This window comes from Bradyrhizobium denitrificans, assembly GCF_013179005.1.
Taxonomy (GTDB): Bacteria; Pseudomonadota; Alphaproteobacteria; order Rhizobiales; family Xanthobacteraceae; genus Bradyrhizobium; species Bradyrhizobium denitrificans.
Window position 1 is genome coordinate 212,899 of sequence record NZ_JABFDP010000006.1, and the last position, 11,093, is coordinate 223,991.

At 60.5% G+C, this 11,093-nt stretch carries 11 protein-coding genes and 1 pseudogene; 4 read left to right on the forward strand and 8 right to left on the reverse strand.

From position 1 onward, the window contains the following. Both HL671_RS39295 and HL671_RS39300 read left to right on the forward strand, forming a co-directional pair. Positions 1 to 310: pseudogene (locus HL671_RS39295) on the forward strand (phosphopantetheine-binding protein); the annotation flags it as partial. Beyond that, positions 299 to 1,024: a thioesterase domain-containing protein gene (locus HL671_RS39300; protein WP_470287770.1), complete on the forward strand. Its 726-nt coding sequence runs from the start codon at positions 299 to 301 to the stop codon at positions 1,022 to 1,024. The pseudogene HL671_RS39295 and the gene HL671_RS39300, both read left to right, overlap by 12 nt. A 121-nt stretch (positions 1,025 to 1,145) precedes the next feature. On the opposite strand, the gene HL671_RS08385 is transcribed toward HL671_RS39300, so the two are convergent. After that, a complete protein-coding gene (locus HL671_RS08385) occupies positions 1,146 to 1,796 on the reverse strand; it encodes a response regulator transcription factor (RefSeq protein WP_172236109.1) in 651 nt (216 codons plus the stop codon). Between the two features lie 41 nt (positions 1,797 to 1,837). Further along, complete coding sequence (locus HL671_RS08390) at positions 1,838 to 2,581, reverse strand: response regulator transcription factor (RefSeq protein WP_172236110.1); 744 nt, start codon at positions 2,579 to 2,581, stop codon at positions 1,838 to 1,840. Positions 2,582 to 4,394: 1,813 nt separating this feature from the next. On the opposite strand from HL671_RS08390, the gene HL671_RS08395 reads away from it, so the two are divergent. Beyond that, positions 4,395 to 5,072, forward strand: coding sequence for a ParA family protein (locus HL671_RS08395; protein WP_012046633.1), 678 nt, complete (start codon positions 4,395 to 4,397; stop codon positions 5,070 to 5,072). A gap of 133 nt (positions 5,073 to 5,205) precedes the next feature. On the opposite strand, the gene HL671_RS08400 is transcribed toward HL671_RS08395, so the two are convergent. From HL671_RS08400 to trxB, 4 genes are all read right to left on the reverse strand, one after another. Next, on the reverse strand, positions 5,206 to 5,376 hold the full coding sequence (locus HL671_RS08400; RefSeq protein ID WP_168167853.1) for a hypothetical protein: 171 nt from the start codon (positions 5,374 to 5,376) through the stop codon (positions 5,206 to 5,208). A gap of 170 nt (positions 5,377 to 5,546) precedes the next feature. Continuing rightward, the gene (gene dapA, locus HL671_RS08405) at positions 5,547 to 6,467 is read right to left on the reverse strand and encodes a 4-hydroxy-tetrahydrodipicolinate synthase (RefSeq protein WP_172236111.1); all 921 of its coding nucleotides are present in this window, start codon (positions 6,465 to 6,467) and stop codon (positions 5,547 to 5,549) included. A 473-nt stretch (positions 6,468 to 6,940) separates the two neighbouring features. Beyond that, positions 6,941 to 7,864, reverse strand: a complete 924-nt coding sequence (locus tag HL671_RS08410) for a LysR family transcriptional regulator (RefSeq protein WP_012046630.1) — start codon at positions 7,862 to 7,864, stop codon at positions 6,941 to 6,943. A 7-nt stretch (positions 7,865 to 7,871) separates the two neighbouring features. Next, on the reverse strand, positions 7,872 to 8,837 hold the full coding sequence (gene trxB / locus HL671_RS08415; RefSeq protein ID WP_172236112.1) for a thioredoxin-disulfide reductase: 966 nt from the start codon (positions 8,835 to 8,837) through the stop codon (positions 7,872 to 7,874). Positions 8,838 to 9,121: 284 nt separating this feature from the next. Between trxB and HL671_RS08420 the strand changes: the two genes are divergently transcribed. Beyond that, positions 9,122 to 9,601 (forward strand): Lrp/AsnC family transcriptional regulator, encoded by a 480-nt coding sequence (locus HL671_RS08420; protein ID WP_012046628.1) that lies wholly within the window; start codon positions 9,122 to 9,124, stop codon positions 9,599 to 9,601. Between the two features lie 141 nt (positions 9,602 to 9,742). Here HL671_RS08420 and HL671_RS08425 read toward each other — a convergent pair whose 3' ends face one another. Beyond that, a complete protein-coding gene (locus tag HL671_RS08425) occupies positions 9,743 to 10,147 on the reverse strand; it encodes a DoxX family protein (RefSeq protein ID WP_012046627.1) in 405 nt (134 codons plus the stop codon). A 285-nt stretch (positions 10,148 to 10,432) separates the two neighbouring features. Next, positions 10,433 to 10,909, reverse strand: a complete 477-nt coding sequence (gene greA, locus HL671_RS08430; protein WP_012046626.1) for a transcription elongation factor GreA — start codon at positions 10,907 to 10,909, stop codon at positions 10,433 to 10,435. Positions 10,910 to 11,093: the final 184 nt, after the last annotated feature.

Genomic DNA, 11,093 nt, shown 5'->3' on the forward strand with positions numbered 1-11,093 from the left:
TGCGGCGTATGTCCATCTGGATCGGCTGCCGTTGACGCCGAACGGCAAGCTCGACCGCAAGGCGTTGCCGGCGCCGGAAGGAACAGCGTTCGCGGCGCAGGCCTATGAGCCGCCGCAGGGCGAGACCGAGGAGGTCATCGCCCGGATCTGGTCGGAGCTGCTGGGCGTTGAGCGGATCGGGCGACACGACAATTTCTTCGCGCTCGGCGGACACTCGCTGCTTCTGGCCAAGATGCAGGTGAGATTAAGTCAAGCCGGTTTATCCCTATCGATCCCGCGAATTTTTGCAAATCCAACGATTGCCAGTCTCCTCCAGAACGACGGCAATTCACCCACTCTCGATTTCGAATCGCACGTGGTTGAGCTTCGCTCGCCCGCGGCTACGGAGGCGAAGCCACTCTTCATCATGAGCCAGGGCCAGGGAAGCGTGTTGTACGGAGCTAAGCTGGCAGCACGACTTCCCGATGGCTTTCCGATTTACGGTCTGACAAGCGACGGACAAAGACGGGATCATCTGCGAACTGTGGAAGATATCGCAGCCTGCTTTGTGGCCATCATCAAGCAAATCCAACCCGCCGGTCCTTACCGCCTGGCAGGGTGGTCGTTCGGGGGTAAGCTGGCCTACGAAGTCGCTCGTCAACTTCTGTCGGCCGATAACGACGTTCAATTCGTTGGCCTTATCGATACCTATTACAGGAGACCGACTTGGATTTCCGAAGAGGTGATGGATCGCTTTCTCTCATCGCTCAGTCCGGCGTTAAGGCAGACGACACGCCGGTTGATAAACGCCGATAATGTGTATGAAAGCGAATATATTCCGATCAAGATATGTCTATTTGTGGCAGAGGCCCCGAATGAAGATGCGCATAGAGGATGGAAAGAGGTGTTGCCTGAGCATCAGATTGTTACCATTCAGATACCCGGGGCACATGATGACGTCATGTCTGATGGCAACATTGAGGTGCTGGTGCAGAGTTTGAGCGAGCAATTGCTGACGTGCGATGAGACGGGGCAGATAGGCTGAGCCTTTGAGGAAACTGGCGCGCATCTGCACGAGATGACGCTGCGTTGGATCCGCAAAGAGATTTACGACCACGCCAGATGCTGTTCAATCGGCGCGACATGGCAGGATCAGCAGCGAGCCGTCACCGCCTTATCAAATAGCCGGCGCTTCTTCGTGTCTCGATAATGTGATGGCCGATCTTTCGACGCAAGCGGCTAATCGTGGCCTCGACCGCATTCGTCGTGCGTGACGATTCGTGGAATGTGCTTTCCGCGAGTTCGTGGCTGGATACGATTGTTCCTCGCTTATACATCAGTTGAGAGAGGACGGAGAACTCTCTTGCTGTGAGGTTGACCACCCGCCCGGAGACGGTCACGACCATTTTTCGCCGGTCGAGTTGAACTTCATTGGCTGTGAGCCGCGATGACAGATGCCCATAAGACCGCCGCACAATGGCTTCCAGCCGTGAAAGTAGTTCTTCCCGGACAAAGGGCAGCGGCAGAAAAGTGTCTGCGCCTCGATCAATGACGTCGATCCAAGTGTCCAAGTTGGTGTTTCGACCAAGAGCCAATATAGGAAAGTATCGATGAGATCGTCGCCAGCGTTGCAACAGCTCGCGGTACGCTCCACCCGACCGGACACCGAGTATCGTCGCAGAATACTCTTCGGTATCGCCCAAGAACCATGCATCGTCTGGCGTGGAGGCGTTTTCGGCGACAAACCCCGCAGAGTGTAGCGCTGGCGCGAGCAGCCGAGTGGTTGCTGTATCGCAGTCCGCAATGAGAATGCGCATCTTTGGTGCTGGTGTTGGAGGGGAGTTATTTGATCGTCAGGTCAGGAATGGCATGCTGCGCGAGGCTCGGCGGGGCAAGAGGATCCCGACTGGCGAGAATTCGCTGACATCGACGTGGGGTTCTCGACGACGTAGTAGCCGGCACCTCGTTGCGTCTTGATGAAGTCGTGTCCGACTTTTCGTCTGAGTCGGGCGACAAGCATTTCGGCTGCCCCCGGGGGAGTTCGTGAGTCTTCTCCATATATTTCCTTACGAAGCTCTTTGATCGACAGAACCGAATTTGGTCGCTGCATGAGTGCGAGGAGGAGGCGATATTCGAACGGAGTGACGTGAATATGAATTCCGCTGACGATAACCTGCATTTGATCCTCGTCCACGCTCACGTGGTCGATCGTGCGAATGAGTTTGCGGGCTGATCTGCACCGGCGCAACATTGCGCTCAACCGCGTCGCCAACTCCATCAATCCGCATGGCAGCGATATGTAGTCGTCAGCGCCATGATCGATCGCATCGACAATCTGTTGCTTGGTGCATGATGTGCCCGCCGCAAGAACGGGATGGCCGATCGATGCGCCTCTCCAGTGGTCGATCAGGGCGATACCGTCGGTCGTTTGGTGATCCAGCAGAATGATCAGAGCGTCGATGCCTGTCAAAGCAGAGGGCTGGATCGTCCATCCGACGTCGTAGCAGGAGTGATGTATCATGCTGTAACGGAGTGAGTTCAGCTGATCTTGCATGAGGGACGATGTCGAGGTGCTGCTGGAGAGGACCATCACGGCTGGCATCGATTCATTCCATAATGTGGTGAGTCTCGTTGAGTCGGGAGAGCGCCGTGTGCTGAACGCCTTATTGTGAGTGGGGGCTAGTTGGCCAGAGAGCGGAGTGCTTCTGTTTGGGAACCGTTGAGCGGTTGCTGCGTATCTTTGTGCATCTGGTGCAGATCACACGGCGATGCATGTGTTTGGCCGAAGGATGCCACTTATGGGACAGAGCATATCCGTCGGCAACCGGTGAAAATTCTATATTGACAGATCGGGCTAGCTGAAGATTGGCGTCTTGCCGCGAATGCAGGCCCTGCATTGCGGTAAGGGGACAGGCTGTTCGAGTGTGATCTTGTTCTAGTTTCGGGCGGTTGTCCGTGAAGATTGTCCTCTTTACGGTCGCGCGCTTGCGACGTTCTTCTACTTGCCCGATCGCGCCGTCTTGCCTCCCGGTGCGTCCGGGCGATGGGCTCGCTCGAATGCGAGCAAGTGCAAGGACATGCAGACCAGATAGAGGGCGAACAGTTGTATCTTCCGTGTTGGTCGAGGGGGGGCCGTTCTGCGTTTGTTGGGCAGGAGCGTCGTGGGGGCCACTATGACGAATAGTCATTGCGAATAGCATGCGTATTTGGTCGGCTGCGTGCCTTACACAAGGCTTACGTCGATTGTGTGCTGTGGGTGATGAGATTTCATCAGTAGAGGTTCGTGATAGGTGTATAAACAGGTCAATGATCGGCGGGTGGCCTGCGTTGATCGAGCGGTGCGTGTTTCTGGCGGGGGCGTGTAGCTGCTGAGTCGACCAGCTCGACGCTGAAAGTTGGAGCTACAGCGGGGGCGATAGTTCAAAGCGGTTCCGGATGCCAAACATTACCCGTGGCAATCTGCTCAATCATGTTTGTTGGGCGCGTCAAAGGACTTGATATCGACAGGTGATCGGATGGCGCTCGATACAGCGTTCGTCTTTGCGATTGCGCAGATCAGGTCGTCTTGCGACTTGAACCCAGCGCCTTAGGCGCGCGGCGTGTCATCCGCCACGAGCGTCATCCGCCAAGTCGTATCCGGAAGTCGTATTCGGGAGTCGTCCTTGTTGAGCTCGCGTGCTTTCATCTGTCGCATCCAGCGCGGTGTACTGCCTCGGCCCCATGCGATCGAGATTGTCGTTAGGAACAACAAGGCGTTTCGGTGCGCGGTATCAAGATGCCGCAAACGTGATGTGCATCCGTATCACCTGGACGTCGTCATGGATCGGAGCGGGATCCCGGTGGTCTGGGTGGTGCTGGAGATCGCGGCGTTCTGGGCCGTTACGGCAACCTGGCACGAAGGCAGGCGCGTGGTCGCCGAAGCGACTTGGCGAGTTGCGTGGCTGGCCTGTCCCGACCATCCCAACGCGGCCATTGCGCCCACCCACGCAGCGCGCGAACCAGGGTCCGCATGTCCTTCGCTGCTCAACTCGCGTCGACGGTCACATGCAACCTCCACGAGATCCGACGGCATTCTGGCTGACATCCGGTGGGAACTCGCCCCGGTTCGGCAAGGCCACCCGATGCGGGGGGAGACCGGCATGCAACTGCATTGGAAAGCAGATGGAACGGATGTCGATGCGCGGACTCGTTCTGTTCACGCGCGATGCATCTTCAACATGCAAAGACGGTCACGGCAGACCTCATGTTGTCACGGCGCGCAGCCCCGGATCCGCTGGAGTGTTGCTCTCGGTGTGACTCAAAAACCAATCCGTTTCGGCAATCAGGAGTTACGCCTTAACAATCGCTAAATTTATCTTCCGCGAATCAGTCCGCTGATTCATTTTCGCTGCCGGGGTCAATCTGGAGGCCAAGGTATGAACGTTATTGTTTTCGCATCGCGTAAGGGCGGTTCAGGCAAGAGCACCCTGGCCGCCCATCTCGCTGCGCAGATCAAGGCGAGCAAGTCTTGTCTGCTCATCGATGCCGACCCTCAGGGGTCGCTGACGCTCTGGCACAAGCTGCGCGGCACCAACGAGCCGCCGATCAAGACGGCGGTAAACTCGGTCAGCGCGATCGTCGCCGCGGCCCGCCGCGACGGCGTCGAATGGGTGCTGATCGATACGCCTCCGACCGTATCGGCCGTCGTCGAAGATGCGATCAAGAACGCGACCATGGTGATCATCCCGGCTCGTCCCGGTGTGTTCGACGTCAATGCGGTCCAGGAAACCATTCAGACCTGCCGCTCGGCGCGCAAGCCCTATGCCGTCGTTCTCAACGGTGCGCCGGCGCGCCGCGACGACGCCGAGAGCCCGATTGTCACCATCGCCCGCGAGGCCCTGGCGAAGTTCAAGGCGCCGGTGTGGGGCGGGCAGATCACCAACCGTGCCGATCTGCTGATGGCGCTGGGGCAGGGTGAAGGCGTGCGCGAATACTACGCCGAAGGGCGGGCTGCTGCCGAGATCGCGCGTCTCTGGGCGGCGATCGAGCGTTCGGTGAAGGCGATTCGCGGCACCGTGTCGGCCAATGGCGCCATGCACAAGCAGGCGGCCTGATCGCGGCCTGTCATCACGCATCGACGCGCGGGCTTCCGCGCGTTTTTCGTTTCGGATGACTTTCGTCCCTTTCGGGGGAATCAGCCGTCTCGCGAGGGCCGACGATGGGCCGCTCAGCGCCGCGAAATGGCGCTCAGGCGATCATCAGCAGATAGAAGGCGATCGCCGGCGTCAGGGTCAGGATGACAGACCAGATCCCGACGGCCCAAAGAATGTCTTCGGTGCTGAACCCCTGCTGCTCAGGGTATGGATGATCCTGCAAAGCCACGACGCCCCCGCGTTCTCTGACGTTTTCAACATCCATAGCCGAACATCTTTAAACATCAGGTTGCCGGCGGCGCGGCATTTGATCGTGACCGTTAGTTCGGATTAACCACGCAAGTCGTCCCCGCTCGTTGTCCGCGGTAGCGCGCTGCTGCGGCCGAGCGTCCGGGCCGCGTTCGGGGCAGAGCCGACGAACGCGGCGGAGACGCTTCAGGCGACGCGGCTTTGCGCCATCGCCGTGCGGTGCTGGATCTCCTGGTCCAGCCGGGCGGCGAGCTCGGGGCTCACCTCCACCATCGGCAGCCGCACTTCGGCGCTGGCGATCACGCCTGTCCGCGCCAGCCAGTACTTGGCAGGCGCAGGGCTCGGCTCGGTGAACAGCAGGCGTGTGAGATCCTCGACCTGCGCCCAGCCCGCCGCGGCGTGATCATGTCGACCGTCCTTCACGTGCCGCAGGATCGCAGCAAATGTCTCCGTCTCCAGATGGGCCGAGAGCAGGATGGCGCCGTCCGCGCCGGCCTGTAGCGCATCGAAGCTCTGAGCGTCCTCTCCGGTCAGGATCCGGAACTGCGCTGGCCGGCGCGCGATCAGGTCGCGCGTTTGCGCGCGGTTGGCGCAACAATCCTTCAGGCCCGCGATCATCGGATGTTCGGCGAGCCGCAGCATTGTGTCGTTGTCGATCCCGACCGCCGATCGATAGGGAATGTTGTAGAGGATGATCGGGTGCGCAGCATGATCAGCCAGCGCCGTGAAATGCGCCAGCAGTCCGCGCTGCGATGGGCGCACATAAGGCGGGCTCGAGATCAGATAGAAATCGATCGGCCATGAGGTGGTGCGATCGAGCGCCTCGATCAGATCGGACGTCGCCACCCCGCCAATTCCGAGGCAGAGCGGCAGCGGCCGGCCAGCCGCGGCGACCTCGTCATGGACCACGCTGACCACACGCATGCGCTCGTCCCAAGACAGTGTCAGTCCTTCGCCCGAGGTCGCGCCCAGCACCACGCCGTCGATGGGCTTGGCGGCGTAGTGGCGGATCAGGCTGCGCAGCGATGCTTCATCGAGCGCGCCGTTGTGAAACGGCGTGATCAGTGGCAGCCAAAGTCCCTGCAATTGCGTTCGCGTCGTGGTCATGGTCCATCTCCCTGGGTCTGAGTGCCGGAGACGGGACATGAAAAAACCCCGTCTGAGCGGCGGGGCTTGGTGATGCGGCGGTGAAGTTTGGAACGATTCTAGCGCGCGCGTCCACATGTCCCCGGAAGGGGAGCTTTTTTCGACGACAAGGTGGCGCTCGAAAATGTGGACATGCCACCTACATGCGCGGAGCTGCCGATGCTGTCAATGCGGCATTGGCGGACACGCAGAAACGAACAGCAAAACAGCTCAGCAGAAAACCAGCTGAGCAAAAAAATAGCCGGGCCCAATGAGCCCGGCTGGAGGTATTGGCCAACGCGGCCGACACAATCACCTTCCAAGAGGGATTCTGAGCGCTCGCGCCACTGGAGGAGGGGGACAATGCGCAACGCCAACGCTCAGCACAGTTGCAGTATGGGCTTCGACACGGCGTTGCAGCAACCATGTAGGTCGCATGTCAGACATGCACAATTTCAGGCCGGCCAGCGCTGCGCTTTGCTCACGACGAAGTCACGGAACACTTGCACGCGCGCCACCGTTTTCAACTCCTCGGGATAGACGAAGTAGGTGTCGAGCTGGATTGAATCGGACTCGCCGAACAGCTGCACCAGCCGGCTGTTTTCTTCGACCAGATAGTCGGGCAGCGCGGCGATGCCGAGACCCTGTTGGCAGGCGCGCACCAGTCCGAGGATATTGTTGACCCTGAAATAGGCTTCGCGAGGACCAGAGCCGTTACGCCCGGCATCGACAAGCCAGCTGCGGTTCTGCAGATGCGGGGCGACCTGGCCGTCCGCAAGCATGATGATGCGGTGGTCGTCGAGTTCGTCGAGTGTCCTCGGCGTGCCGAACCGCTTCACATATTCCGGGGAGCAGTAAGCGTGGAAGCTGATCGCGAACAGCTTGCGCTGAATCAGGTCGGGCTGCGTCGGCTTGCGGGTACGAATCGCAACGTCGGCCTCGCGCATCGAGAGATCGAGCTCTTCGTCGGTGACGATCAGCGAGATCCGGATCTCCGGATAGAGCGAGGTGAATTCGCCGAGCCGTGGGATCAGCCAGTTGATGCCGACGCCCGGCGTGGTGGTGATCTTGAGATCGCCGCTCGGCCGCTCGCGGCTGTCGGTGAGCTTGGCCCGCGCCGCCTGCAACTGCATGAAGACGTCATGCGCGGTCCGGAACAAGAGGTCGCCTTGCTCGGTGAGGATCAGCCCGCGGGCGTGACGATGAAACAGCGACACCGCCAGTTCCTGCTCGAGCGCGCTGACCTGGCGTGACACTGCCGATTGCGACAGCCCGAGCTGCTCCCCGGCATGCGTGAAGCTGCCAGCTTCCGCCGCTGCGTGAAACACCTTCAGCTTGTCCCAATCCATATCCGTAAATCCATCCCGTGATCGTGGCATCTTCAGTTCATTCAGCAGCGGCGCGTTCGCTCGCGGCGTGGGCGAGGAAGCGTTCGGCCTCGAGCGCGGCCATGCATCCCATGCCGGCGGCGGTGATCGCTTGCCGATAGGTTTCGTCGGCGACGTCGCCGGCTGCGAACACCCCGGGGACGGAGGTGGCCGTCGTGCCTGGCACGACCTCGACATAGCCGGATGGCTTCAGCTTGAGCTGGCCGGCGACGAGCTCCGTCGCCGGTGCATGGCCGATGGCGACGAAGACGCCGTCGGCCGGTAGTTCGGAGACGGCGCCGGTCTTGACGTTTTTGAGCCGGACATGCGTGACCTTGGACGGATTGCTGGCGCCGCAGATCTCGTCCAGCGCGCTGTCCCAGACGACCTTGATCTTGGGATGCTTGAACAGGCGCTCCTGCAGGATCCGCTCGGCGCGGAAATGATCGCGGCGATGCACGACCGTGACGGTCGAGGCAAAGTTGGTCAGGAACAGCGCTTCTTCGACCGCCGTATTGCCGCCGCCGACGACGATGACTTCCTTGCCGCGATAGAAGAAGCCGTCGCAGGTGGCGCAGGCCGAGACGCCGAACCCCTTGAACGTTTCCTCGGAGGGGAGCCCCAGCCAGCGCGCCTGGGCGCCGGTGGCCAGGATGACCGTCTCGGCGAGATAGACGTCGCCGGAATCGCAGGTCAGGCGGAACGGGCGCTGCGCCAGCTCCAGCTTGGTCACGAGGTCGATCTTGATCTGCGCCCCGACATGGGTCGCCTGCTTTTCCATCTGCTCCATCAGCCAGGGGCCCTGGATGACGTCGGCAAATCCCGGATAGTTCTCGACGTCGGTCGTGATGGTCAGCTGACCGCCCGGCTGGATGCCCTGGATGAGCACCGGCTCCAGCATCGCCCGTGCCGCGTAAATCGCCGCCGTGTAGCCGGCAGGGCCGGACCCGATGATGACGACTTTGGCATGGATCGGAGCTTGCATGGGAACGATGACTCGCTGGAAAAGGGGGAGATTGACGACGCAGCGAGCGGAATGCGCAAAGAACGCCCCCGAAGCCCCATCGAAAATGTCAAATCCAAGTCTAAGCCATCTGGCAAGCTATGCAAGAATTGCAACGCATCTCGGCGAATTTTCCCTTCACGAGCCGGTCAACAGGGGAAATCTAGAGTAATAAAATTGCGCAAATTGACCGGCTTGCGCTAAGAGAGTTGCCACCCACCCGCGGATCACGTCTCCCGCTTGTTCCCGCCAGCCCCCCGCGCCCCGTGTCCAAGAATCTTGACGAAATCGACCTCAAAATCCTGAGCGAGATCCAGGCCGATGGCAGGATCACCAATGTGGAACTGGCCAAGCGCGTCGGAATTTCGCCGCCGCCCTGTCTGCGGCGTGTGCGGACTCTGGAGGAAGAGGGCTACATCACCGGCTATCGAGGTCTGCTCGATCCGCGCAAGCTTGGCTTCGACGTCACCGTCTTCGCTTCGGTGCATCTGTCGAGTCAGGCTGATGCCGACCTGAAGGCCTTCGAGGAGTTCGTTCGCGCCGAGCCCCTGGTGCGGGAATGCTGGATGCTGTCCGGCGAGGTCGATTTCATCCTGAAATGCGTGGCACCTGACATGGCGACCTTTCAGGAGTTCGTAACGCACCTGACTGCGGCGCCGCACGTGCGCAACGTCCGGACCTCGCTGGTGCTGCACAATTCCAAATATGATGCCGCGGTGCCGCTCGAGGTGAAGGTGCGCAGCTAGAGCATGATCCAAAGATCATTCTCAAACAAAGAGATAAGGTCATGATGCGGTTCCGTGAAAACGCATCATGACCTGGACCGGTCTGGCATTCCGGGGACTGCTGTCGCGACGCCCCGGAATGATCATCGACGGAGCGGGAGCTCAGCTCTTCTTGCGCAGCAGCGCATCCAGGCTGATCGGGCCGCCGCCCGCGGTCGCAAGGTAGAGGCAGGAGAAGCAGAACGCGATCGCCGCGGTGCCGTTGTTCAGGAGTGGCAGCCAGACAGGCTCTCCGGTCTTGAACATGTGGCCCATGAAATAGGCGAAGGCCATCTCGCCCGAGAGGATGAACGCGACGGGCCTGGTGAACAGGCCGACGATGAGCAGCGCGCCAAGCACGAGTTCGAGCATGCCTGCCGTGTAAATCAGAGGCGGGATGTTGGCGAAGTACGGGATGACCGGAAACTTGAAGATCTTGGCCACGCCGTATTGAAACAACAGCAGGCCGGTGATGAAGCGAAACAGGCTGAGCACAGCCGGCTGCCATTTCGAGAGCATCTGCTCCATGTGTGATTGTCCCCCAACCAGAAAAATCATGATGTGGCGGCCGGACCGATCGTTGCGGCGGCCGTCTGCCATGAATTAGCCCATTAGCGGTACTGCGTCACGCGGGTGTGTCGCCACCTGCGATGAATTGAACGTGTACTGTCGAACTGACGGTCTCGGTCGTTGCCAGGGCTGAAACGACCCAGCGCCGAAACGACAAAGGGCTGAAACGACAAAGGGCTGAAACGACAAAGGGCTGCGCGATCCGCGCGGCCCTTGGTTTCGTGACCGCGATGCGGCCGCGCCTCAGCGCCATTCGACTTTGGCGATTTCGTAGGACTTGGCGCCGCCGGGCGCCATCACCTCGACCGTGGTGCCCATCTTCTTGCCGATGAGGGCGCGGGCGAGCGGGGAGGTGATGGAGATCTTGCCCTTCTTGGCGTCTGCTTCGACCTCGCCGACGATCTGCCAGACCGTCTTCTTCTCGGTGTCCTCGTCGATCAGGGTCACGGTCGCGCCGAACTTGATCGTCTCGCCGGAGAGCTTCGTGACGTCGATCACGTCGGCGCGCGCGAGCTTGTCCTCAAGCTCCGCAATGCGGCCTTCATTGTGCGACTGCTCTTCCTTGGCGGCGTGATATTCCGCGTTCTCCGACAGGTCGCCATGCGAGCGCGCCTCGGCGATGTGCTCGATGATGCGCGGGCGGTCCACCGATTGGCGCTGCTTCAGCTCGTTCTCAAGCGCGGCGTAGCCGCCCGAGGTCATGGGAACCTTTTCGACCATTTCTTCTCGTCCTTCAGTCGTGCGGGCAAGGGGCGCGCACGATCAGCATCTTCAGAATAGGCCTTTGCGGCCCAATGCAAAGCCCGAAACCCCGATCATACCGGACCACGAAAGGCCGGACCAACATCGAACGGGGCGGCGAGTTCCTGCCGTGAGGCTTTATTGCCGATTATTGCCAATCGCT